The 23,906-nt window shown below is 40.3% G+C and carries 23 protein-coding genes; 8 read left to right on the top strand and 15 right to left on the bottom strand.

Translation table 11 applies throughout. The annotated features are described in order from the left end of the window. Window positions 1-12 precede the first annotated feature (12 nt). Window positions 13-468, bottom strand: coding sequence for a terminus macrodomain insulation protein YfbV (gene yfbV / locus AACV01_RS14155; RefSeq protein WP_004243712.1), 456 nt, complete (start codon window positions 466-468; stop codon window positions 13-15). A gap of 391 nt (window positions 469-859) precedes the next feature. Between yfbV and ackA the strand changes: the two genes are divergently transcribed. The 5 genes from ackA to AACV01_RS14130 all read left to right on the top strand — a co-directional run bounded on the left by ackA (window position 860) and on the right by AACV01_RS14130 (window position 7,944). Beyond that, window positions 860-2,062 carry an acetate kinase gene (gene ackA / locus AACV01_RS14150; protein ID WP_004243716.1) on the top strand — a complete coding sequence of 401 codons (1,203 nt, stop codon included), beginning with the start codon at window positions 860-862 and terminating at the stop codon, window positions 2,060-2,062. Window positions 2,063-2,139: 77 nt separating this feature from the next. Next, complete coding sequence (pta, locus tag AACV01_RS14145) at window positions 2,140-4,284, top strand: phosphate acetyltransferase (protein ID WP_036895280.1); 2,145 nt, start codon at window positions 2,140-2,142, stop codon at window positions 4,282-4,284. Window positions 4,285-4,622: 338 nt separating this feature from the next. Then, complete coding sequence (locus AACV01_RS14140) at window positions 4,623-4,766, top strand: Hok/Gef family protein (RefSeq protein WP_004247166.1); 144 nt, start codon at window positions 4,623-4,625, stop codon at window positions 4,764-4,766. 397 nt (window positions 4,767-5,163) lie between these two features. Then, window positions 5,164-5,307, top strand: a complete 144-nt coding sequence (locus AACV01_RS14135; RefSeq protein WP_004247166.1) for a Hok/Gef family protein — start codon at window positions 5,164-5,166, stop codon at window positions 5,305-5,307. Between the two features lie 237 nt (window positions 5,308-5,544). Continuing rightward, entirely contained in the window at window positions 5,545-7,944 is a 2,400-nt protein-coding gene (locus AACV01_RS14130) for a membrane-bound PQQ-dependent dehydrogenase, glucose/quinate/shikimate family (protein ID WP_049256233.1), read from the top strand. 77 nt (window positions 7,945-8,021) lie between these two features. Here the strand turns inward: AACV01_RS14130 and alr are convergent, their stop codons facing one another. From alr to AACV01_RS14110, 4 genes are all read right to left on the bottom strand, one after another. After that, the gene (alr, locus tag AACV01_RS14125) at window positions 8,022-9,245 is read right to left on the bottom strand and encodes an alanine racemase (RefSeq protein ID WP_161683129.1); all 1,224 of its coding nucleotides are present in this window, start codon (window positions 9,243-9,245) and stop codon (window positions 8,022-8,024) included. Between the two features lie 256 nt (window positions 9,246-9,501). Further along, entirely contained in the window at window positions 9,502-10,758 is a 1,257-nt protein-coding gene (locus AACV01_RS14120) for a PTS ascorbate transporter subunit IIC (protein ID WP_004243721.1), read from the bottom strand. A gap of 10 nt (window positions 10,759-10,768) precedes the next feature. Beyond that, window positions 10,769-11,056, bottom strand: a complete 288-nt coding sequence (locus tag AACV01_RS14115) for a PTS sugar transporter subunit IIB (protein WP_012368108.1) — start codon at window positions 11,054-11,056, stop codon at window positions 10,769-10,771. A gap of 29 nt (window positions 11,057-11,085) precedes the next feature. Beyond that, window positions 11,086-11,529: a PTS sugar transporter subunit IIA gene (locus tag AACV01_RS14110; RefSeq protein WP_004243724.1), complete on the bottom strand. Its 444-nt coding sequence runs from the start codon at window positions 11,527-11,529 to the stop codon at window positions 11,086-11,088. Window positions 11,530-11,755: 226 nt separating this feature from the next. Here AACV01_RS14110 and AACV01_RS14105 point away from each other — a divergent pair, with 226 nt between their 5' ends. Next, window positions 11,756-12,802 carry a LacI family DNA-binding transcriptional regulator gene (locus AACV01_RS14105; RefSeq protein ID WP_004243725.1) on the top strand — a complete coding sequence of 349 codons (1,047 nt, stop codon included), beginning with the start codon at window positions 11,756-11,758 and terminating at the stop codon, window positions 12,800-12,802. Here the strand turns inward: AACV01_RS14105 and yfcD are convergent. After that, entirely contained in the window at window positions 12,799-13,341 is a 543-nt protein-coding gene (gene yfcD / locus AACV01_RS14100) for an NUDIX hydrolase YfcD (RefSeq protein ID WP_004243726.1), read from the bottom strand. The genes AACV01_RS14105 and yfcD overlap by 4 nt on opposite strands. Before the next feature lie 196 nt (window positions 13,342-13,537). Between yfcD and AACV01_RS14095 the strand changes: the two genes are divergently transcribed. Both AACV01_RS14095 and AACV01_RS14090 read left to right on the top strand, forming a co-directional pair. Then, a complete protein-coding gene (locus AACV01_RS14095) occupies window positions 13,538-14,152 on the top strand; it encodes a glutathione binding-like protein (RefSeq protein WP_004250689.1) in 615 nt (204 codons plus the stop codon). 64 nt (window positions 14,153-14,216) lie between these two features. Continuing rightward, window positions 14,217-15,122 carry a TIGR01777 family oxidoreductase gene (locus AACV01_RS14090; protein ID WP_004250688.1) on the top strand — a complete coding sequence of 302 codons (906 nt, stop codon included), beginning with the start codon at window positions 14,217-14,219 and terminating at the stop codon, window positions 15,120-15,122. A gap of 19 nt (window positions 15,123-15,141) precedes the next feature. Here AACV01_RS14090 and AACV01_RS14085 read toward each other — a convergent pair whose 3' ends face one another. From AACV01_RS14085 to AACV01_RS14045, 9 genes are all read right to left on the bottom strand, one after another. Further along, window positions 15,142-15,723, bottom strand: a complete 582-nt coding sequence (locus AACV01_RS14085; RefSeq protein ID WP_017827869.1) for a UbiX family flavin prenyltransferase — start codon at window positions 15,721-15,723, stop codon at window positions 15,142-15,144. A gap of 121 nt (window positions 15,724-15,844) precedes the next feature. Then, a complete protein-coding gene (gene purF / locus AACV01_RS14080; protein ID WP_004243730.1) occupies window positions 15,845-17,362 on the bottom strand; it encodes an amidophosphoribosyltransferase in 1,518 nt (505 codons plus the stop codon). Between the two features lie 30 nt (window positions 17,363-17,392). Next, window positions 17,393-17,884: a colicin V production protein gene (gene cvpA / locus AACV01_RS14075; RefSeq protein ID WP_004243731.1), complete on the bottom strand. Its 492-nt coding sequence runs from the start codon at window positions 17,882-17,884 to the stop codon at window positions 17,393-17,395. Between the two features lie 182 nt (window positions 17,885-18,066). Next, window positions 18,067-18,705 (bottom strand): cell division protein DedD, encoded by a 639-nt coding sequence (dedD, locus tag AACV01_RS14070; RefSeq protein WP_004243732.1) that lies wholly within the window; start codon window positions 18,703-18,705, stop codon window positions 18,067-18,069. Next, window positions 18,695-19,993, bottom strand: a complete 1,299-nt coding sequence (gene folC / locus AACV01_RS14065) for a bifunctional tetrahydrofolate synthase/dihydrofolate synthase (protein WP_036918656.1) — start codon at window positions 19,991-19,993, stop codon at window positions 18,695-18,697. Before folC ends, dedD begins: the two co-directional genes overlap by 11 nt. Next, window positions 19,986-20,948 carry an acetyl-CoA carboxylase, carboxyltransferase subunit beta gene (gene accD / locus AACV01_RS14060; RefSeq protein ID WP_004243734.1) on the bottom strand — a complete coding sequence of 321 codons (963 nt, stop codon included), beginning with the start codon at window positions 20,946-20,948 and terminating at the stop codon, window positions 19,986-19,988. Before accD ends, folC begins: the two co-directional genes overlap by 8 nt. A gap of 296 nt (window positions 20,949-21,244) precedes the next feature. Next, complete coding sequence (locus AACV01_RS14055; RefSeq protein WP_004243735.1) at window positions 21,245-21,946, bottom strand: DedA family protein; 702 nt, start codon at window positions 21,944-21,946, stop codon at window positions 21,245-21,247. 39 nt (window positions 21,947-21,985) lie between these two features. After that, the gene (gene truA, locus AACV01_RS14050; protein ID WP_004248399.1) at window positions 21,986-22,855 is read right to left on the bottom strand and encodes a tRNA pseudouridine(38-40) synthase TruA; all 870 of its coding nucleotides are present in this window, start codon (window positions 22,853-22,855) and stop codon (window positions 21,986-21,988) included. Then, window positions 22,855-23,865, bottom strand: coding sequence for an aspartate-semialdehyde dehydrogenase (locus tag AACV01_RS14045; protein ID WP_063108425.1), 1,011 nt, complete (start codon window positions 23,863-23,865; stop codon window positions 22,855-22,857). Before AACV01_RS14045 ends, truA begins: the two co-directional genes overlap by 1 nt. Between the last annotated feature and the right edge of the window lie 41 nt (window positions 23,866-23,906).

Below are 23,906 nucleotides of genomic sequence, written 5' to 3'. Positions count from 1 at the left end.
AGAACAAATGTTCTACACATCATCAAGAAAAGAGCGATCAAGTTGCTTAAAAGCACGTTTAAGCAAATGCGCTAATGAGAGATAGGTTGGCGTCTTTTCTACTGGGGCTAATGCAATACCCGCTTGCTCAAATTTTTCACGAATTTCATAAAACCAATTGAGTAACACAGCGGGTAATGGCGTTGCAGCGCGTTTTCCTAACCACCATAATCCTTGCATTGGCAGGCTACAGGCAAAAAGTGCAGTAGTGATCGCCGGCCCCAAATCGCCACCTAATGCAATTTGCCAGGTTAATGTAAAAATAGCGATAGGAGGCATATAACGTATGCCAAAACGCGTTGCTTTTATCATTCTATTTTCAGGAAAAACTGGGGCTAATTGCTTCTCAACCGGCCAGGTTTTTAGATACTCGTTCCCTAGGCGTAACTTTTTAAAGAAACCTGGGGGAGTCACTGTCGGTTCGTTCATAATGACCTCAATCAATTTTTTCTATAACTTTTAAAAAACATCTATAAAGAATAAAAATCTTTTAGTAGAATTAAGTATATTTTGTCTTTGTTGCCTTTACTCTGTATCCTGTGCTCATTCTAAAGGTTTGTGGCAATAAAGCGCTATATTTTGTTTGCCGGCGTGATTTTCAACCCTTTTCGCCGATTTTCGGGCAAAAATTTTGGGGTGAATAAAAATCGTCCAATTGATGATTGGCAACTATAATTAGCATCAAGTTTTTTACCCTAAGCATGATGCGTATCATTAATGTCATCATAGTAATGCGATAGGCTTTTATGAGTGACGTTTTATTAACCATCGTCTTTATAATATAAAAGACACTACGACAACAAGATAAATAGGTAATTCCATGTCAAGTAAGCTGGTGCTGGTACTGAACTGCGGTAGTTCTTCTCTTAAGTTTGCAATTATTAACCCAGAAAATGGTGAAGAATTCCTTTCAGGCTTGGCTGAGTGCTTCAACCTTCCTGAAGCCCGCCTGAAGTGGAAAATGGATGGTCAGAAACATGAAGCGGCTTTAGGCGCTGGTGCTGCCCACAGCGAAGCATTAAACTTTATTGTTAATACTATTCTGGCTGAAAAACCAGAACTTTCACAACAAATCGCAGCAATTGGTCATCGTATTGTTCACGGTGGCGAGAAATTTACTAAATCTGTCGTCATTACTGACGAAGTCATCAAAGGTATTGAGGCGGCTATTCCATTTGCCCCATTACATAACCCAGCTCACCTTATTGGTATTGAAGAAGCGCGTAAAGCCTTCCCTCATTTAATTAATAAAATGGTGGCAGTATTTGACACTGCATTCCACCAAACAATGCCAGAAGAAGCTTATCTGTATGCTCTGCCATACAGCTTATATAAAGATCACAGCATCCGCCGTTACGGTGCTCACGGAACTAGCCATTTCTTTGTTTCCCGTGAAGCAGCTAAAATGTTAAATAAACCTGTTGATGAACTGAACGTAATCACTTGCCATTTAGGTAATGGTGGTTCTGTTTCTGCTATTGTTAACGGTAAATGTGTTGATACTTCTATGGGTTTAACACCATTAGAAGGTTTAGTCATGGGTACTCGTAGTGGTGATATCGATCCTGCTATCGTGTTCCATTTACATGACACTTTAGGTATGAGCGTTGAAGATATTAATAAACTGCTCACTAAAGAATCTGGTTTATTAGGTTTAACGGAAGTTACTAGTGACTGCCGTTATGTTGAAGATAACTACGAAACAAAAGCTGATGCTAAACGTGCAATGGACGTTTACTGCCATCGCTTAGCGAAATACATCGGTTCTTATTGTGCACTGATGGAAGGTCGTTTAGATGCCATTATCTTCACTGGTGGTATCGGTGAAAATGCAGCAATGGTTCGTGAATTATCACTGAAAAAACTCGCTCTATTAGGTTTTGAAGTTGATCATCAGCGTAACTTAGATGCACGTTTCGGTAAATCAGGCACCATCACTACCGATAACAGCCGTCTTGCTGTTGTTATCCCAACTAACGAAGAGTTAGTTATCGCTCAGGATGCTAGCCGCCTGACCGCTTAAGTTTTTTGATGTACTGCCAGTGTTATGCTGGCAGTACTGTTTCACATAACGAGCAACCGATATTTAAAGAGGTTTCCGTGTCCCGTACAATTATGCTAGTCCCAACTGATACACGCGTAGGTTTAACCAGCGTCAGCTTGGGTGTAATCCGTTCTATGGAACAAAAAGGCGTTCGCCTTAGTGTATTCAAACCTATCGCACAGCCTCGTGTTAAAGGCGCATTAGATCAAACCACTGCGATTATCCGCTCTCACTCCACAATTCAATCCGCAGAACCTTTAAATATGGATTACGTTGAGTCATTACTCAGCTCCAATAAAAAAGACGTTCTGATGGAAGAAATTGTTGCTAGATATCACGAAAATACTGCTGATGCAGAAGTTGTACTGATAGAAGGCTTAGTGCCAATGCGTAAGCACCCTTTTGCACAATCTTTAAACTATGAGATTGCCAAAACATTAGGTGCTGAAATTGTTTTCGTTACTGCATTAGGCAACAACACCGCTGAGCAGTTAAAAGAGCGCATTGAATTTGCTCGTGCTGAATTTGGTGGTGTAAAAAATCAAAATATCACAGGTGTGATTGTTAATAAATTAAATGCCCCTGTGGATGATCAAGGTCGTACTCGCCCTGATTTATCAGAAATTTTTGATGACTCAAGCAAAGCGATTATCTCTAATATCGATTTAAATACCATCGAAAAAAATAGCCCACTTCCTTTATTGGGTTGCATTCCATGGAACTTCGATTTAATCGCTACTCGTGCTACAGATATGGCAAAACACTTAAATGCGACTATCATCAATAAGGGTGATATTGAAACTCGTCGTATTAAGTCTGTGACTTTCTGTGCTCGTAGTATTCCACATATGTTAGAGCATTTCCGCCCAGGTTCATTGCTTGTCACTTCTGCCGATCGCCCAGATGTGTTAGTTTCAGCATGTCTTGCTGCAATGAATGGCGTTGAAATCGGTGCTATCTTACTCACAGGTGGTTACCAAATCGATGCACCAATTAAACAATTGTGTGAGCGTGCATTTGAGACTGGTCTACCTATCTTTATGGTTAATTCAAACACTTGGCAGACTTCATTAAATCTGCAAAGCTTTAGTTTAGAAGTGCCAGCAGATGACCATGAGCGTATCGAAAAAATTCAGAACTATGTTGCTCAACATATCAATAACCAATGGATTGATTCACTGACAGCAAACTCTGAACGTCCTAATCGTTTATCACCACCAGCATTCCGTTATCAATTAACGGAATTAGCTCGTAAGGCGAAAAAACGCATCGTATTACCTGAAGGTGATGAACCTCGTACCGTTAAAGCCGCGTCTATTTGTGCTGAACGTGGTATCGCAACCTGTGTACTGTTAGGTGATCCTGAAGAAATTCGTCGTGTTGCTGCGGCACAAGGTGTTGAATTAGGTACAGGTATTGAACTCGTCAATCCTAAAGAAGTACGTGAAATTTATGTACCTCGCTTAGTTGAACTGCGTAAAAACAAAGGTATGACAGAAGTTGTTGCTCGTGAACAGTTAGAAGATAACGTTGTTCTCGGTACCTTAATGTTAGAAAAAGGCGTCGTTGATGGTCTTGTTTCTGGCGCTGTTCATACAACCGCTAACACTATTCGCCCACCACTACAGTTAATTAAAACTGCACCCGGTAGCTCATTAGTGTCTTCTGTGTTCTTTATGCTATTACCAGAACAAGTCTATGTTTATGGTGACTGCGCAATTAACCCAGATCCAACCGCAGAACAACTGGCTGAAATCGCTATTCAATCTGCAGACTCAGCAAAAGCGTTTGGTATCGACCCACGCGTTGCGATGATCTCTTACTCTACAGGTAACTCAGGTGCTGGCAGTGACGTTGAAAAAGTGCGAGAAGCAACTCGTTTAGCACAAGAAAAACGTCCAGATCTGATTATTGATGGTCCTTTACAATACGATGCGGCTGTAATGGCTGACGTTGCTAAATCTAAAGCACCAAACTCACCTGTTGCGGGTAAAGCAACTGTGTTTATCTTCCCTGATCTAAACACCGGTAACACTACCTATAAAGCAGTACAACGTTCAGCAGACTTGGTTTCCATTGGACCAATGTTACAAGGTATGCGTAAACCTGTTAACGACCTTTCTCGTGGCGCGTTAGTCGATGATATCGTCTACACTGTTGCATTAACTGCAATTCAAGCAAGCCAACAAGAAAATGCCTAATTATTGAATTCACTTCAATAAATTATAAAAACGCCAGTTCATATCACTGGCGTTTTTTTATAATGCTTGATAAATCAAAAAACACATTATAAACCCCACCTATAAAACAAAATAACTCATTGATTTAATAAATCTTTTTAGCTTTATTTTGGCAAAATAAACAGAGACACACGGCTATTTTCTGTTAGTATACAGGCGGGTGCTTGGATCATTTTGGTTCAAGCATTTGCAAGGACCAAAAAGACGAAAGCCCCGAATTCTATTTACATAAAATTCGAGGCAGTCTCAAGTCCCAAACAACTTGATTCTGTCTCCTTTAACAAGGAGTGTCAAGAGAAATGACTAAGCTTGCCCTTATTGGGCTGATTACTGTATGTATTACAGTTTTGTGTTTTACCCTACTGAGACATGAAAGATTATGCTCTTTTAATATCAGTAGTGGTAACACCCTAGTTCAAGCGAATTTATCTTGCGATAAATAGCTTTGTGGGGGAATTTTCCCCCACAATTTCTCGACCAACGTTGTTGCGCCTTGTGTTCACAAGCACCCTACTTTAAGTATTCATATCACTTGCGTTCAATATATATCGCAGACGTTTTTAAATAGATCATAAATCAAAAAACGCACCATAAACCCCACTTATAAAATAAAACAACCCATTGATTTAATAAATCTTTTTAGCTTTATTTTGGCAAAATAAACAGAGACACACGGCTATTTTCTGTTAGTATACAGGCGGGTGCTTGGATCATTTTGGTTCAAGCATTTGCAAGGACCAAAAAGACGAAAGCCCCGAATTCTATTTACATAAAATTCGAGGCAGTCTCAAGTCCCAAACAACTTGATTCTGTCTCCTTTAACAAGGAGTGTCAAGAGAAATGACTAAGCTTGCCCTTATTGGGCTGATTACTGTATGTATTACAGTTTTGTGTTTTACCCTACTGAGACATGAAAGATTATGCTCTTTTAATATCAGTAGTGGTAACACCCTAGTTCAAGCGAATTTATCTTGCGATAAATAGCTTTGTGGGGGAATTTTCCCCCACAATTTCTCGCCCAACGTTGTTGCGACTTGTGTTCACAAGCACCCTACTTTAAATAATCATATCACTTACATTCAATACTAATGCTAGTGTTTTATATTAAAATTTCTCATAAATGCATATTAATGCAATGGTTGTTAGAGACAAATAGGTGAGCTAATAAATTATTGTCTATTCTATTTATAAGATGGTAAGAAAGAATAGGACGATAGCATTATGAAAATATCACATTTCTATCGATGGATAGTATTCATCATACTCACAATATTGGCACTTTACTTTACTGTACTCGGAGGGTATTTAGTTTCATTAGCAGGATCGCCTTTTTATCTCTTTACCGGTGTCATGCTTCTTATTATTGCAGCTTGCTTTCTAAGTCGAAAGAAAAGCACCCTATTACTCTTTAACTTTCTATTTTTAATAACGATTGTCTGGAGTATCTGGGAGTCAGGATTTGATTTTTGGGCACTCGCTCCTCGCTTAGATATTATTTTTATTCTAGGCTTACTCCTTATTCCTTTCACACTCAATAATAATGTTTACACTTGTCGTACCAATAAAATTGGCTTATTCACACTATTAGCCACAACACTTATCATTATATTAGGTAGTTCACTAACCGATCCTCATGCCATTAATGGTCAATTTACACAACAACAGCCCACCAACTCTATATCTCCTATCGGAGTAAATGATAATGACTGGCCCGCTTATGGCAGAACGCAAGCCGGAATACGCTATTCACCATTAACTCAAATCAACAGTGATAATGTTGATAAGTTAGTTGAGAAATGGACTTTTCATACCGGTGATGAAAAAAGAGCTAATGATGCCGTTGAGATAACCAACGAAGTTACGCCTATAAAAATTGAAGATAATCTCTTTCTATGTACACCTCACCAATATTTAATTAGCTTAGATCCCGCAACAGGTAAAGAGAAGTGGCGTTTTGATTCTAAATTGCAATATAACAAAAGCTTCCAGCATATGACTTGCCGAGGGGTTGCCTATTATAATCAAAATAATAGTGCCGAATTTGCCAAAAGCCTCGACGTTCGCCAACCAAGCATATCAGATGAATGTCCTGAAAAAGTCTTTCTTCCAGTCAATGATGGCCGCCTAATCGCAGTTAATGCGCAAACGGGTAATGCATGCCGTGATTTTGGTCAGAATGGAGAAATCAATCTGTTAGCTTCTATGCCTTATGCTTATTTGGGTGGATATAACCCAACATCTCCCCCAATCGTCACCGGTAATACTATTATTATAGGTGGCTCTGTTACTGATAACTTATCAACTCAAGAGCCTTCTGGTGTGATCCGTGGCTATGATGTTAATAGCGGAAAATTAATATGGGTATTTGATACTGGCGCAGAAGATCCCAATGCGATGCCAGGTAAAGAGACTCAATTTGTTCATAACTCTCCTAATGCATGGGCGCCTTTAGCTTATGATGCACAAACGGATGTGGTCTATATTCCGACAGGAGTAGGTACACCCGATATTTGGGGAGGCGATCGTCATCCATTAAAAGAGCGTTACGCTAATTCAGTTTTAGCACTAAAAGGGTCGACAGGTGAGCTATTGTGGCATTTCCAAACCACCCATCATGATTTATGGGATATGGATGTTCCTTCGCAACCATCACTGGTTGATATCAAAACTGATAAAAATGAAACAATACCTGCCATTTATATCGTCACGAAAACAGGGAATGTGTTTGTTCTTGATAGAAGAGACGGTACACCTATTGTTCCTGTGACAGAAAAACCGGTTCCTACTAGTGTCAAATATGGTCCACAAACACAAGGTGAGCATTACTCACCCACTCAGCCTTTTTCAGCACTTAATTTAGCACCCAAAAATAAGTTGCAAGGTTCAGATATGTGGGGCGGCACAATGGCAGACCAGCTGTTATGTCGTATCGCCTTCCATCAGTTAAATTATGAGGGAATTTATACTCCACCATCAGAAAACGGTACGCTTGTTTTTCCTGGTAACCTCGGTATTTTTGAATGGGGCGGTATTTCTGTTAATCAAGATAGACAAGTCGCGGTAATGAACTTTATTACCTTGCCTTTTATCTCAAAACTTTATTTAAAAGATCCTCAAGACAGTCAAGCAATTGACGCAGGCCACGGAGAGCAAGGTTTACAACCCATGACGGGAACACCTTATAGTGTTGATATTCATCCATTCTTATCACCACTAGGATTACCTTGTAAACAACCCCCTTGGGGATTTGTTGCTGGTGTTGATTTAACAAAAAATGAGCTTGTTTGGCAACAACGATTTGGCACCATTAGGGATAGTTTGCCTAATTTAGTGGAATTACCACCATTAAAAATTGGTGTTCCTGGGCTAGGAGGCGCTATCTCAACCGCAGGTAATGTGATGTTTGTTGCTGCTTCTCAGGATAATTATATTCGAGCATTTAATGTGACGAATGGCAAAATGTTATGGGAAGCACGATTACCCGCAGGTGGACAAGCAACGCCAATGACCTACTCTATTGGAGGCAAGCAATATGTGGTCATTATGGCCGGCGGACATGGTTCATTTGGTACTAAAATGGGCGATAGCTTAGTGGCCTATGGGTTACCTGATAATTTATAGCTTTAAGTTATCAACAATATCAGGCGATTGTTATTTTCAATCGCCTTTTTATTATTTGCTAACACTCACAACCTAGCTTAATCAACTAATACCCGTTGATTGGTTGCTCCCCATAAAATTGACATTTCGGTAAACAATGCACCACTGATATATTCAATTTCTTCTGCGGTAATTTCGCTATTACCTTGTTTGCCAAAAAATACAACTTCATCACCTGGTTTGATATTGTTAAGACTGGTAATATCAACCATAACGGTATTCATTGATGTTTTTCCTAAAACAGGTACGCGTTGCCCAGCAATTAATGCATGCCCCGCATTACTAAAAACGCGACGATAACCATCTGCATAACCTACAGGAATATTGGCTAGTACTGAGTCACGTTTTAATGTGTAAGTACGATCATAGCCAACCGTATTACCTTTAGGATAATAATTGATTGAAGCAATGTTGGATTTAAAGGTCATCACACGTTTATAGTCTGTACTTGCAATGGTATCACCATAAAAAATACCTCCCACACGTACCATATCCAGCCATGACTCAGGCACGGTAATTGTCGCAAAGGTATTTGCCATATGTAATGTGACATTGTTACGCTCTAATCCCATCACCTCCAACACTTTCTGAGATTGTTGCTTAAAACGAGCCAGATCTTCCCTTACTTTATTAGCATCTTCTTCGGGATAATGAGACATAATACCAACCACTTTTAGGTTAGCTAATTGAGAAATTTGTTTTGCTTTTTCAAGCCCAGATTTATTATCGACCTCTAAACCATTACGAGACATGCCACCTGAATTTAATGCTAAATGAATAGCAATGACTTTATTTTGTTGCTTGGCAATAGCATCTAATCTTTTTGCCATATCAAGATCACCAATTAACTCTTCTACGTTATAGTTGGTAGCCTGTGCCATTTCTTGTTCTGTTGCATTACGCACTCGCATTAAACGGCCTTTAAATCCTAAATCACGTACTTCTTTTAATTCTTGGTTATTTGTTACACCAATACATTGCACATTATTTTCTATCATAATTGGGGCAACTAACGATAAATCATGCCCATAAGCATCTCCTTTTAACACTGCACAAAGAGAGGATTGCTTACCTAATAATGATTGGACTTTTTTTACATTAAAGTCGAGTGCACTTCGTGAAATTTCAATCCATGAATTATTGACAATAGCAGGCTGAACTTGAGCCACTTGAGTTGCTGGTGGATTATAATTTACAGGCTGTTGGCAAGCAGTAATAACGAAAAGTGGTAATAACGCAAGATATCGAATAGCTAAAGACATCTTCTTTCTTCCTTAGTGATTATGATGTTAAACCTATTTTTATAATTAACTAGGCACAAAAATATACACATAGTGAATATTCACTTAGGATAATAGCATTATTATTCAGATAATAAATATAAAAATTCATCTCTGCATAAATGCCAATAAGAGAGAGGATTTAAATACACTATTTCTACCAAAAAAATGCCCGACGGGTTAAAAAGTCGAGCATTTATTAAAATTCCACTAATAAGTAATATCAACGTCGGTAATATTAACGAACAATAATCCCTAATAGAATACCAATCACACCGAAGTCTGCATCACTAAATGTGGTATTGGCAATACCAATATCACCAAGTACAGGTAATAAAAATACGGGTAAGAAAGTAATCAATAAACCTTGAGCAAAAGCACCTAAAATAGCACCACGACGTCCCCCTGTGGCGTTACCAAATACGCCTGCAGTTGCCCCCACAAAGAAATGAGGTACCACCCCGGGTATAATCACAGTCCAATCTAAAGCATAAAGAATAAACATGCCAATGACACCCGCTGCAAAACTACTCAGAAAACCGACTAAAACGGCATTAGGTGCATAAGGAAATACCACGGGACAATCAAGCGCAGGTTTTGCATTGGGGACTAACTTATCAGAAATGCCTTTAAATGCAGGAACAATCTCTGCAATCACCATACGCACACCTTGTAGGATAATATAAACACCTGCCGCAAAGGTGATGGATTGCATTAAGGAGAACATAAACCAGTTTTTACCACCACTAACTTCACGAACAAAAGTGTCACCGGCAAATAAACACGTAATAATAAAAATTATGCCCATGGTGAAAGCGATCGCAACTGGCGTATCACGCAAAAAGAGTAAACTCTTAGGTACATTCATCTCTTCCGTTGAATGCGCTTTATTGCCAAATTTACTACCAATAAAACCAGATACAACATAGGAAATAGTAGAGAAATGGCCTAATGCGACATCATCAGAGCCGGTGATCTTTTTCATATAAGGATGTGCAATGGCTGGGAAAAATACCATTGATACCCCAACAACTAATGAACCTACTGCAACTAATACCGCCCCTTCTAAACCCGCTGTTGCCAAAATCACCGCGACCATCATCGACATAAATAAAGTGTGGTGACCCGTTAAGAAAATATATTTCCACGGTGTTAAGCGTGCAATTAATATATTGATTAACATGGCAAAGAACATAATCAGTGCCATCTCTTTACCAAAGCTTTTTTGTGCAATAGAGACTATGGCTTCGTTATTAGGTACAACACCTTGAATGCCAAATGCATGTTGGAAAATCGTTGAGAAATCACCAAGCGAGTTAATGACTAAACCTGCCCCCGCACCTAAAATAACAAAACCCATAATGGTTTTAACGGTGCCCTTAATACATTCTGTCGCAGGTTTTTTCTGAGCAATTAAACCAATCAATGCGATTAAACCCACTAATATAGCAGGCTCTGAAAGCACATCGCTCATTAGAAAGCGGAAAAAGTCCATACTAGGCTCCTTATAGCGCGCCTAATTCACGTAATGCAGTCGAAAGTTTCTCTTTCATCGCAACTTTATCAATCATATTATCTAAAGAAACAATTTTGCCATTAACCGCTTGAGCATTAAGTTGTTCCGCAATATCACGAGTTCCCACATAAATATCACTCGGTGTCCCTTTTGCCGAACCTAAATCGACATGATCAACATCAGCATTGACGGCCAGATCTTTTAAAATACTTTTGATGCTCATTTCCATCATTAAGCTACTGCCTAAACCATTTCCACATACAACGGTAATTTTCATCATATTCCCCTTGGTTATTTAAAATTGAATTAATAGTGATTAATAACAGCCAATACTTCTGCCTTACTTTTTGCTTGCAACAAAGTGTCTATATCATCTTGGTTATCAAAAAGTTCAGCTAATTTCACAATGGCATTAATATGGCTATCGTTATCTGTTGCCGCTAAAACAATTAAAAGTTTCACCGGATCATTTTCATCAGCACCAAACTCCACCCCTTTTTCGATGATAGTTAATGCTAAAGAGAGCTGATTAACCCCTTCTTCAGGACGTGCATGAGGCATAGCAATACCTGGCCCTAATACATAATAAGGGCCTATTTGCTCGTGTGATTTATAAATCGCATCAACATAACGAGGCTCAATACAACCTTTGTCAATTAATGGCTGACAGGCGATTTTAATTGCTTCACGCCAATCTTTGACTTGTGGGATCACTTGTACCACATCCGGTGTTAATAATGTTTTAAGCATATTTATAACCTCAGTAAGGTGCTTTTTTGATCTCTGTATTAAGGATAATAATCACTAATGGTAGCGCTATCTAGATAGATTATGTGTAATTGTGATAGCGCTATCATTTTGATGAAATGTTAATTGCGAACAAGTGCAACAATTGACACTGTATTGTTTCTGCAGAGTGAGAAAATTTCAGGTAGGATCTGCGAATTAAAAATAAAGCCGAATAAATCTGATCACGATGATAAAAACACGTAAACGCCGAAATACAGGTCGCGTCACTTTACAAGAAGTTGCTAAACATGCCGGAGTCGGTTCAATGACCGTATCTCGCGCATTGCGTACGCCTGAATTAGTGTCGGATAAATTAAGAGAAAAAGTTAACCAAGCAGTGGCAGAGTTGGGATATATCCCCAATGCCTCAGCAGGGGCCTTAGCTTCCGCTCAAAGCCATATTATTGCTGTACTACTGCCCTCTTTTACTGATAAAGCTAGTGCTGATTTTATGCAATCATTGCAGCAGATCCTCAGCCGTCATCATTATCAAATATTAGTGGGATGTTATGAATATCAGCTCCATAAAGCAACTGATGTAATTAATATGCTATTACAGAGTAACCCTGCCGCATTAGTTGCCTTTGGCTCCCAATTAAGTGATGTACAGTTCTTACATATCAGTAATGCCAATGTGCCTGTTGTCAGTGTCGCGAGTCAATCTAATGAGCAATCAGCAATAAGTATTGATTGCGGTTATGAAAAAGCGGCATTTGATTTAACCCATTATTTAATTCAGCAAGGTAAACGTTGTGTCGGCTATGTTGGTGCGCTACAAGGACAACGTTTACACCACCAGCAAATTACCGGCTGGTCGCGTGCTTTATTAAAAAATTATTTAAATGCTGAGCAAAGTGTTACTACGCCCGACCCCGCTTCTATGGCATATGGTCGACAAGCATTAACAGAGATCTTATTACGTCAGCCCGAGCTAGATGCCGTTATTTGTAGCCATGAGAGTATTGCTTTGGGAATGATGTTTGAGTGCCAACGAAGATTAATTAAAATTCCCCAAGATCTCGCTATCGCCTGCTTAGAAGGCTCTGAAAATAGCGCCCAAATAGCACCTTCCCTGACATCTATACATTTTAATTACCATAAAATAGGTAAAGAGGCAGGTAAGCACCTAATTGCACTATTACAACATTTACGTGATGAGGTTGATAACGCTATGTTTGAAAATACCGTTATCAACTATGCTTATCGTTTAGAACTCGGACAAAGTACCCCTTAGTCAGTGGTTTCTTTTGTGTCCAAGCGAGTACTATTATTTCGCGTTAACCATAGAGAGAGTGCTTTAAGTGAATCAGGAGTAAATTCATCACAACGTTCCGTGATTTCTAAGGGAGTAAGCCAGCATACTTCCTCGATTTCTTCTGGCTGTAATGCAAATGGTCCATGTGATACACAACTAAATAAGCTTCCCCAAACGCGGCAACTCTCATCGTCATAATAGAATTGTCCATGTTCGGCAAAAGGAACCCCGGCAATACCTAGCTCTTCTTCTGCTTCACGACGTGCACTTTCGAGTGCATTTTCACCTTGTTGTACTACACCACCCGCGGTTGCATCTAACCAACCTGGATAGAAATCTTTTGTTTCAGTACGGCGTTGTGCCAAAATTTTTCCCATGCCATCGTGCACGACAATATAAGTTGCTCGGTGACGTAGGTTTTCTGCTCGCATTTGTTGACGTGTTGCTTGTGCAACAACTTCATTTTTTTCATCAACAATATCAACCCACTCGACCACTGCCGTATTTTCTTGTTCCATCCTCAACAAACCTTTTTTAATCGATGCTAAACGATCGTAATTTTTATCCTGAATATACCAAAATCACCATATTTCACCACTATAATAATCATAGGTAATTTGCTTTATTCATCTTGCGATTTTTTGCTTTTTATGATGTTACTAGGCAGACTGTAAAATATACGCTATTGAATATCACCTTATTGCGGAGGTTTTTATGATCGATCTTTATTATGCAAACACCCCGAATGGCCAAAAAATTACGCTTTTCCTCGAAGAAGTCGCCATGCCTTATACTTTGCATCATGTTGATATTGGCAAAGGTGATCAATTTAAACCCGAATTTTTAGCTATTTCACCCAATAATAAAATTCCTGCTATTGTCGATAATGCTCCCGCTGACGGTGGTGAGCCACTCTCTATTTTTGAATCAGGTGCTATTCTTATCTATTTAGCAGAAAAAAGTGGCAAATTACTTAGCCATGATCTGCGAGAAAAAATGACCCAACTGCAGTGGCTATTTTGGCAAGTGGGGGGATTTGGTCCTATGCTTGGACAAAATCATCACTTTACGCGTTACGCCCCTGAAAAAGTACCTTACGCAATTAATCGTTATACAAAAGAGACCGAGCGTTTATATCAGGTGTTAGAGAGCCGACTCGCTCAATCTCCTTATCTTGGTGGAAACGATTATAGCATTGCTGATATAGCCACCTATACTTGGGCTCGTTACCATGACACACACCATATTGATCTAGCAGATTATCCTGCGGTAGAAAAATGGCTAAATACAATAAGCCAACGTCCAGCAGCCAAAAAACTGTTTGGTTAGTGACTAATCTCACCTATCAGGATGATACAACCTTAATTAGGATAGAGTAATCAGGAGGATGGTGATGAATATACTTATCACAGGTGGAACCGGATTAATTGGCAGAGCACTTATCTGCCAACTCGCATTAGATAAACATAATATTACCGTACTTTCCCGTTCACCACAGAAAGTCTACTCTCATTTCTGTAATGAAATGGCGTGTTGGACGCATTTAGATGATAAAGAAAACTTAAACCAATTTGATGCAGTGATTAATCTTGCTGGAGAACCAATTGCAGACAAACGCTGGACACCGGAGCAAAAACAAACGTTAGTTAATAGTCGATGCAAATTAACCCAAAAGCTGGTGGATTTAATAAAAGCCAGCGACTCTCCCCCTAGTGTTTTAATTTCTGGCTCTGCGGTGGGTTTTTATGGTGATCAAGGTGAAAATAATGTCACTGAAGAGACGCCACCTAAGGATGAATTTACTCATCAACTCTGTGCCAAATGGGAAAATATTGCACTCGATGCACAAACGCCATTAACACGGGTGTGTTTGCTACGTACTGGTATTGTACTCTCTACAAAAGGAGGGGCATTACCTAAAATGAGCCCGCCTTTTAAATTAGGTTTAGGGGGAAAATTAGGTAATGGTAAGCAATATATGCCATGGATACATATTGATGATATGGTCAATGCCATCGTATTTTTACTTAATAATAACAATACCCAAGGCGCCTTTAATCTGACAGCCCCTCATCCAGTACAAAATAAGGCATTTACCACGACTTTAGCTCATGTACTGAAACGCCCTGCATTTATGACGGTTCCTGCCACAATATTAAAATTAATGATGGGAGAAAGTGCCACATTAGTTTTAGGTGGGCAACAAGCGTTTCCTAAGAAACTGCTCGATGCAGGATTCAGCTTTCGTTACCCACAACTGGAAGGCGCTTTAGAAGATATTATTCGCCATAAAAAATAGTCACTCGTCACACAGGGGATCAACGGGCAGGTTTATCCCCTTGCCAACGCTGAAAAAGATCATCCGGCAAGTCAATGTCAAATTGATCAAGCACTCGATTTACTGTCTGATTAACAATGTCATCGATCGTTTTAGGCTGAAAATAAAATGCAGGTACTGGTGGCATAATGATGGCACCAAGCTCAGCAGCTTGAGTCATTAAACGTAAGTGCCCTAAATGTAACGGTGTTTCGCGTACACATAGCACTAATTTACGTCCTTCTTTTAACACGACATCAGCGGCACGTGTCACTAACGTATCAGTATAGCTATGTACAATACCGGAGAGGCTTTTAATCGAACAAGGTAAAATAACCATACCATTGACCCGAAACGAGCCTGAAGAGATAGTCGCCCCTATATCTCGATCGTCATAAATAATATCAGCTAAAGCATGAATATCTTTGAGAGAATAATCCGTTTCTAATGAAATGGTACGACGCGCCGCTTGACTGATCACCAAGTGAGTTTCTACGGATGGCACGGATTTAAGTATTTCTAATAAACGAATACCATAAATTGCACCACTGGCACCTGTTAGCCCGACAATCAGCTTTTTCATTATAATCCTCAGAATATATATCTTTGTTAATCATTATGATGATTACCCCTCAAAAAACAAGCGCCGATGTAGTGTTACGCTAGCATCGACGCTTGATAAAGGTGGCTATTTTAACGGAAAATTAGCCTTCGTTATAGATTTCTAAGTTCTCAGCTTCATGTTGATCACGAATTTTATGTTCATCATCACGACGTAAATTTTCAAGGTAATCTAAATAGCCTTGATCAATATCTTTTGTGATATAGACACCATCAAATACAGAGCATTCGAATTGGTTGATATCTGGATTTTCTTCTTGAACAGCGGCAATTAAATCAGAGAGATCTTGAAAAATAAGTCCATCAGCACCAATCAGTTTACGTATTTCATCCACTTCACGCCCATGAGCAATTAATTCATTAGCATTAGGCATATCAATACCATAAACATTAGGGAAACGCACTTCTGGAGCGGCTGAGGCAAAATAAACTTTTTTAGCCCCCGCTTCTCTCGCTAACTCAACAATTTGCTCTGATGTTGTGCCACGTACGATAGAGTCATCGATAAGTAACACATTTTTATCGCGAAATTCTGCACGGTTGGCATTTAGTTTACGACGTACTGATTTGCGACGCTCTTGCTGGCCGGGCATAATAAAAGTACGTCCAACATAACGATTCTTCACAAAACCTTGTCGATAAGGTTTATTTAAGATGTGGGCAATTTCTAATGCAATATCACAAGAAGTTTCAGGAATAGGGATCACCACATCTATTTGTAAATCTTCCCACTCTTTAGCAATTTTAGCGCCGAGCTTTTGCCCCATACGTAGACGGGCGTTATATACGGAAATTTTATCAATAAAAGAGTCTGGACGCGCAAAATAAACATACTCAAATAGACAAGGTACTAATTGCGGATTTTCAGCACATTGACGAGTAAACAGTTGTCCTTGCTCTGTGATATAAACAGCCTCACCGGGTGCTACATCACGCAAGAATTCAAATCCTAGTGTATCTAGAGCGACACTTTCAGACGCAACCATATACTCACTGCGTCCATCTTCTAAAGTACGTTTGCCTAACACTAAAGGACGAATGCCATAAGGATCACGAAAAGCTAATAAGCCGTGGCCGATGATCAAAGCAACGCAAGCATAAGCGCCACGTAATTTTTTATGCATAGCCGCAACAGCGGTAAAAATATTATCTGGCTCTAGCGGAAAATGATCGAAGCGATCTAATTCATACGCTAGCACATTGAGTAAAATTTCGGAGTCTGAGGTGGTATTGATATGTCGACGAGCAGTTTCAAATAATTGACGACGCAACAAATGCGCATTAGTTAAATTACCATTATGTGCAAGTGTGATCCCAAAAGGTGAGTTAACATAAAAAGGTTGCGCTTCTGATGCACTCGAACTGCCCGCGGTTGGATAACGTACATGTCCTATTCCGATAGTTCCTTTTAAACGCAACATATGACGCGTTTCAAAGACATCTTTCACCAGCCCATTTGCTTTGCGTAGACGAAAACCGTTATTCTCATCAATTGTTGCAATGCCTGCTGCATCTTGACCTCGGTGTTGTAACACCGTTAACGCATCATAAATCGATTGGTTTACTGGATTAACTCCAGCGATACCGACAATACCGCACATGAAAAGATCCTCATCAGCCAGACGGAGAGGTTACATTTTCTCCGACACGAAACTTGACGCATTTTGTAGGTAGTCAAAAAACCACCTAATAATATGGTTGAATTGAGGAATAAGCTCAGAACGTTGCCAATCGGCACTGTCTGCCATAGGAGTAAAAGCACCCAAGACAAAAAGTAACGCTGATACAATCAGCACACCTCTTAAAGCCCCGAAACAGATCCCCAACACACGATCTGTACCTGATAACCCTGTGCGTTGAACAAGAGAGCTAATCACATAATTAATCACCGCACCGACAATTAGCGTTGCAATAAACAGTGTGACAATCGCAATCCCGTTACGAACCAGCTCATCTTCAAACCGAGTAAAATAGACGGCTAGATAAGGATAAAACTGACTTGCAACAAAAAAACCACAACCCCAGGTGATAAGTGATAATGCTTCACGAACAAAGCCACGGATCAGGCTAACTAATGCAGAAAAACCGATAATGGCAATAATGGCGTAATCTATCCAGACCATAAATCTCTATCCAATAACGATGCCCCGCATTAATACGGTAGCATTCTAACAGAAAACGAAAACGTTTGCGTAACCCTAATTTTCGATAATTTTAAAATAATTTACGGCGACATGAAAAATCATAATCGCCGCAATAAGTTAACACCTTGTTACTTCACCCATCTGATGTCTCATCAACATAGTTATGGTTTATAGGCTCTTACTTCACCTTGCAAGCCTGTTAGCTCTTTAAGGCGAGGTAACATCGCCTGTAACTCTGCTTTTGAGGCATTAGGCCCAATATAAATACGTGTCACTTTTCCTGAAACAGGGCGAGCAGGCACGGTATATACTGGATAACCGGAGAGATGCATTTTTGCAATAATTTCTTCAACCTTCGCCGCATTTTTCAAGGCACCTAACTGCACAACCCAAGCTTCACCTTTCGGCGCGGTTGTTTCTGATACCGCCGGTGGCGGGGTAGTTGGTGGCTCTACAGGCGGATTAACCACTTTAGGTGGCTCAACAACCGGTGTTGATGGCGCTACTTGAGGCTCTGATACTTCAGGAGTAGAAACTTGAGGCTGTTCAACCCCCGTCACCGCTTCAGAGATCATCGCCTCAGAAGCACCCTCTGATGGCGTTGACGGTGTCGTGGTTTGCTCAATCGGCGCTATTGATTCAATATCTTGCTCATCACCAGGTTTGGGGACTAAAGGAATAGAGGCAAATTGGTCTTCGTTATATTTCTTATCGCCGTCAAATAATGTAGGAAGAAAAATAACCCCTACCGCCACAAGAACAACGGCTCCGACTAAGCGATTTTGAAATTTACTTGCCACTCGCACTCTCCTTTTCCAATAGTTCCATTACATGAGCAACGGTATGGAATGATCCACATACAACCACAATATCATTTTTTTGCGCCTCAGATATTGCTTGTTGCCATGCTTGCTCGACACTATCAAATACTGCCGGATAGTCGAGGTGCTGAGCTAATACCTGGGCTGATGCGCCACGAAACTCATTCAATGGTGCAACATACCACTGATCAGCTTGAGGGGATAAACACGCTAATGTACCCGCAATATCTTTATCACCCAGCATACCAACAACAATGCGCACTTTGGTATCAGAATAACGCGGTAATTGCGCCAGTTTTTCGGCTAAATATCCAGCAGCATGCGGATTATGAGCAACATCAAAAATAACTAATGGATGCTGCGAAATTATCTGAAAACGTCCCGGCAACTGAGCTTTACTCATTCCCTCAACGATACTTTGATGGGTGATCCCTTGACTCACTTTATCATCGGTTTTCAATAAGCAGCGTATTACTGCCATTGCCGTACCTGCGTTGGCTAAGGGAATATTAGGGATGGGAAGTTTTTCAAACTGCTTATCTGCACTACGCCAATGCCAGTGATCACCATCAATAGAAAATGACCAATCAACACCACGACGAAATAATTTAGCCTGTTTCTGTTGCGCGACTTGTGCAATAGACAGTGGCATATCTGGCTCGCCTACAACAGCATAGTGATTTTTACGGAAGATACCGGCTTTTTCATGACCAATATGCTCTCTATCAGCCCCTAGCCAATCGGTATGATCAAGGGCAATACTGGTGATAGCTGCAATATCGGCATCAACAATATTGGTCGCGTCTAAACGCCCCCCTAACCCAACTTCAAGAATAACCACATCAAGCTGAGCTTGTTGAAATAGTTTCAATGCCGCGAGTGTGCCGTATTCAAAAAAAGTCAGCGAAATATCGCCTCTGGTTTGCTCTATCTCAGCAAATACTTGACAAAAATCAGCTGGTGAAAGCTCTTTACCTTGAATGCGAACACGCTCGGTATAACGGACAAGATGAGGTGAACTATAAACCCCCACTTTCAATCCTGAAGCCATCAAAATTGACTCGAGCATATGGCAAGTGGTTCCTTTACCATTAGTACCCGATACAGTGATAACTTTAGGGGCTGGACGTAATACATTCAGTAATTGACCTACCTTGCCCACGCGCTCAAGTCCCATATCAATAGCACTTGAGTGTAAGTGTTCAAGATAAGAAAGCCACACCGACAAAGGCGATGTGGCTTGAGGAGCAGTTATGATATTAGACATCTTCTTTTTTATTCGTTTCGATGTTAATTTCTGGCTCATTGTCAGAAGATTCGATGTCATCAGCGATCATTTCTTCGCCTAGCAGTTCATCTTCGTCTTTCGCTAAATCATACTGAGTCAGCTTAGCCAGTAATTCAGCTAGCTCATCACGCATTTCAGGACGGCGAACTATCATATCTATCGCCCCTTTTTCTAGCAGGAATTCACTACGTTGGAAACCCGCGGGTAATTTCTCACGTACAGTTTGTTCAATAACACGTGGACCAGCAAAACCAATCAAGGCTTTCGGCTCAGCAACATTAATATCACCTAACATTGCTAAACTTGCAGAAACCCCACCCATAGTAGGATCGGTCATCACTGAGATATAAGGTAAACCACGCTCTTGCATTTTAGCTAATGCGGCACTGGTTTTTGCCATTTGCATTAATGACATCAATGCTTCTTGCATACGTGCACCACCACTTGCAGAGAAGCAAATCAGTGGACAATTATCTTCTAATGCTTGTTCAACCGCACGAACAAAACGCGCACCCACAACAGACGCCATAGAGCCGCCCATAAATGCAAATTCAAAAGATGCGGCCACAACAGGCATTTCTTTTAACGTACCTTTCATCACCACTAGGGCATCTTTTTCATGGGTTTGTTTCTGAGCCGCAGCAATTCTGTCTTTATATTTTTTAGAGTCGCGGAATTTCAGAATATCTTTAGGCTCTAACTCACTGCCCAGCTCAGTCGTGCTTCCTGTATCAAGAAAAGTTTCTAAGCGACGGCGTGCTGAAATACGCATGTGATGATCACATTTGGGGCACACTTCTAAATTACGCTCTAATTCTGCGCGGTAAAGTACTTGCCCACAGCTATCACATTTTGTCCAAACCCCTTCTGGGATATTGGCTTTACGTGAACTCGTGATATTGCTTTTATTAAGAATTTTTTCAATCCAGCTCATTAACGGACCTTTTCGTCTGAATCTGACCTTCGCCAGTTTATACTCGTTATATTTTAAGTTGCAGCATGTTGACTGCGTTTAATTGCACAAGACACCTACTTTGTCGGTGTGCTTTTCGTGCTGCATTCACTTATCGCCTAGCTACAACCCTAATTATTTAGAGCAGATTATTGTGAACATGTTAACTCACAATATACTGGCTATGTGGTTAGCAAAGTTTATGATGATACCGCTTACTGAATTTCAGCGCATCTCTTTATTATTGCTATTCTACGGCAAAAGCTAATGATAACTGCTCAAACCTCTTGGTTATCACTCTCTTTTTTGGCCTTTGCACTCGCTCTACGATGGCGTATCACTTCGATAACACCAGGTAAAATAGAAATAACAATAATGGCAACAATTAGCAATTTTAAGTTCTTTTGAACAATATCTAAGTCACCAAAAAAGTATCCAGCATAAGTAAATAGCAGTACCCATGCAATAGCACCCGTTACATTATAAAAAGCAAAATGACGATATGACATTTTGCCCATTCCTGCAACGAATGGCGCGAAAGTTCGGACAATCGGCACAAATCTTGCCAAAATTATCGCTTTACCACCATGTTTTTCATAGAAAGCATGGGTTTTATCTAAGTATTCTCGTTTAAAGATACGTGAATTGGGGTTACTAAAGAGTTTTTCACCAAAAATGCGCCCAATAGAATAGTTAACCGCATCACCTAAAATCGCAGCGAAAAGCAGTAAGAGAACCATTAGGTGAACATTAACATCATTGGTATCTAACGCAGATAAAGCCCCCGCAACAAACAGTAACGAATCGCCCGGTAAGAATGGCGTGACAACAAGCCCCGTTTCACAAAAAATAATTAAAAATAGAATGGCATATACCCATGTACCATATTGAGCGACTAACTCGGCTAAATGGACATCAATGTGTAAAATAAAATCAATTAGAAATTTTATTAAATCAGCAAATTGCGTTAATAATTCCATAAATCCTCAGAAAACGGGGTAATTTTATGTTTAAAGTATTTAAAATGGGTTATCTGCTAAAAATAGCGGCCCCATTGCAGGTTTAGGAAGTTCGAAACGTTCAGGGTAATCAACCGAAACAAGATATAAACCATTTGCTTTTGCAGTTGCTGCTGCTTTAGTCCTATCTTTTAAGGCTAATAATTCAGCCATCCAAGTAATAGCCTGATTACCACAGCCAATTTCCAATAGACTCCCCACAATATTTCTTACCATATGATGGACAAAAGCATTGGCTTTTATATCTACCACCACATAATCACCATAGCGTGAAACATTCACATGCATCACATTACGCCAAGGTGTTCTAGATTGGCATTGTACGGCTCTAAACGAGGTAAAATCATTCTCGCCCAATAAACATTGGGCAGCTTGATGCATTCGTTGTGCATCTAGAGGGTAATGGAAATGCGTTACCCCTGAGGATAAAATTGCAGGACGATAGCGATGATTAAAAATCACATAACGATAACGTCTTGCGGTTGCGCTAAATCGAGCATGAAAATCATTCGCTACCGTTTTTACCCAACGAACGGCAATATCTTGTGGTAAATGGGTATTAACCCCCATCGTCCATGCCGCATCTTTACGATGAGCCGTTGTCTCAAAGTGCACAACCTGCCCGGTTGCATGAACTCCGGCATCAGTTCTGCCGGCACAAAAAACAGAGATAGGCTCATTTGCTACTTGAGATAACGCTTTTTCTAACCTTTCTTGGACACTACGAACCTCATTTTGACGTTGCCAGCCATAATAGTGGCTACCGTCATATTCAATGCCTAGCGCTATCTTTAATGGTGTGCTTTCTGTCGCAATCGCAGGCTCACTGATTGACTGCGCTATCACATCAGCACTCTCTTGGTCGTTCATCAGTAAAACTGCTCCTGCACTAATTTTTCAGCCACTTCTACAGCCATTAATGCTCCGCCAAAACGCACGTTATCTGCAACAGACCAAAATTGTAACGCTTCAGGCACACCATAATCATTACGTAAGCAACCTAAGTTCAAGCTAACATTACCGGAGGCATCGGTGACTTGAGTTGGAAAATCATTTTCATCACTAATATTGAGGGAGTCATGATCTTGCAATGTTTCCCGCGCTTCTTCACTTCCCATTGGGCGTGATGTTTCCAACTGTACAGATTGTGCATGACCATAGAAAACAGGCGCTTGTAATGTGGTCACTGAGATAGGTAGTCCATCGTCTTGCAAGATTTTACGGATCTGATCAACCATTTGGCGCTCTTCTTGAATAGAGCCTTCATTATCAACTAACAATGGTAAAATATTAAATGCCAGTTGTTTATTAAAGCGACCAAGCTCTGGAGGAACACCGTTCAGTAAACGCGCACTTTGCCCCGCTAATTCATCAACAGCTTGTTTACCAAAACGAGATACTGACATCAAATTTGTCACATTCAAGCGAGTTAAGCCTGCGGCTTCGGTTAATGGATAGATAGCGCGTAACAGTTGGCTTACCATGCTATCAGCAATAGCGATAATATTGCGGTTACGATACTCTGCCAGCATAGATGTATTCACCCCTGGTACAACTAAAGGTACATCCCACTCCATCGCAAATAAACCACTGCAATCAATAACAATACAACCTGAATCTGCTGCAAGTTGTGCGTATTGCGCACTAATCTCAACCGGCGCGGCAAAAAAAGCGAGTTGAATATCCGCCCATTCGATATTATGAATACCTTGTACTGCAACACTTTTACCCTTTACACGGATAGTTTTGCCAATACTGTCTTCACTGGCGATCGCCGTTAATTCGCCAATAGGAAAATCACGCTCTTGCAGAAGCTCTAAAATAGCTTCACCCACAGCACCTGTTGCGCCCACAAGCGCAATATTCCAACCCTCTCCCATAAAATATCCTCCAATACAGTAAAATGTTTAAATAATGTCAC

The sequence above is a fragment of the Proteus sp. G2609 genome (assembly GCF_963896135.1).
Classification (GTDB): domain Bacteria; phylum Pseudomonadota; class Gammaproteobacteria; order Enterobacterales; family Enterobacteriaceae; genus Proteus; species Proteus mirabilis.
Note: the sequence above shows the minus strand (reverse complement) of the source record. Positions and strands in the feature narration are given on the sequence as shown.

Bases quoted from the DNA above. Each gene is read 5' to 3' on its own strand.
- yfbV (WP_004243712.1), bottom strand. From the start codon at position 468: ATGAACGAACCGACAGTGACTCCCCCAGGTTTCTTTAAAAAGTTACGC.
- ackA (WP_004243716.1), top strand. From the start codon at position 860: ATGTCAAGTAAGCTGGTGCTGGTACTGAACTGCGGTAGTTCTTCTCTT.
- AACV01_RS14140 (WP_004247166.1), top strand. From the start codon at position 4,623: ATGACTAAGCTTGCCCTTATTGGGCTGATTACTGTATGTATTACAGTT.
- AACV01_RS14135 (WP_004247166.1), top strand. From the start codon at position 5,164: ATGACTAAGCTTGCCCTTATTGGGCTGATTACTGTATGTATTACAGTT.
- AACV01_RS14130 (WP_049256233.1), top strand. From the start codon at position 5,545: ATGAAAATATCACATTTCTATCGATGGATAGTATTCATCATACTCACA.
- alr (WP_161683129.1), bottom strand. From the start codon at position 9,245: ATGTCTTTAGCTATTCGATATCTTGCGTTATTACCACTTTTCGTTATT.
- AACV01_RS14120 (WP_004243721.1), bottom strand. From the start codon at position 10,758: ATGGACTTTTTCCGCTTTCTAATGAGCGATGTGCTTTCAGAGCCTGCT.
- AACV01_RS14115 (WP_012368108.1), bottom strand. From the start codon at position 11,056: ATGAAAATTACCGTTGTATGTGGAAATGGTTTAGGCAGTAGCTTAATG.
- AACV01_RS14110 (WP_004243724.1), bottom strand. From the start codon at position 11,529: ATGCTTAAAACATTATTAACACCGGATGTGGTACAAGTGATCCCACAA.
- AACV01_RS14105 (WP_004243725.1), top strand. From the start codon at position 11,756: ATGATAAAAACACGTAAACGCCGAAATACAGGTCGCGTCACTTTACAA.
- yfcD (WP_004243726.1), bottom strand. From the start codon at position 13,341: ATGGAACAAGAAAATACGGCAGTGGTCGAGTGGGTTGATATTGTTGAT.
- AACV01_RS14095 (WP_004250689.1), top strand. From the start codon at position 13,538: ATGATCGATCTTTATTATGCAAACACCCCGAATGGCCAAAAAATTACG.
- AACV01_RS14090 (WP_004250688.1), top strand. From the start codon at position 14,217: ATGAATATACTTATCACAGGTGGAACCGGATTAATTGGCAGAGCACTT.
- AACV01_RS14085 (WP_017827869.1), bottom strand. From the start codon at position 15,723: ATGAAAAAGCTGATTGTCGGGCTAACAGGTGCCAGTGGTGCAATTTAT.
- purF (WP_004243730.1), bottom strand. From the start codon at position 17,362: ATGTGCGGTATTGTCGGTATCGCTGGAGTTAATCCAGTAAACCAATCG.
- cvpA (WP_004243731.1), bottom strand. From the start codon at position 17,884: ATGGTCTGGATAGATTACGCCATTATTGCCATTATCGGTTTTTCTGCA.
- folC (WP_036918656.1), bottom strand. From the start codon at position 19,993: ATGTCTAATATCATAACTGCTCCTCAAGCCACATCGCCTTTGTCGGTG.
- accD (WP_004243734.1), bottom strand. From the start codon at position 20,948: ATGAGCTGGATTGAAAAAATTCTTAATAAAAGCAATATCACGAGTTCA.
- AACV01_RS14055 (WP_004243735.1), bottom strand. From the start codon at position 21,946: ATGGAATTATTAACGCAATTTGCTGATTTAATAAAATTTCTAATTGAT.
- truA (WP_004248399.1), bottom strand. From the start codon at position 22,855: ATGAACGACCAAGAGAGTGCTGATGTGATAGCGCAGTCAATCAGTGAG.
- AACV01_RS14045 (WP_063108425.1), bottom strand. From the start codon at position 23,865: ATGGGAGAGGGTTGGAATATTGCGCTTGTGGGCGCAACAGGTGCTGTG.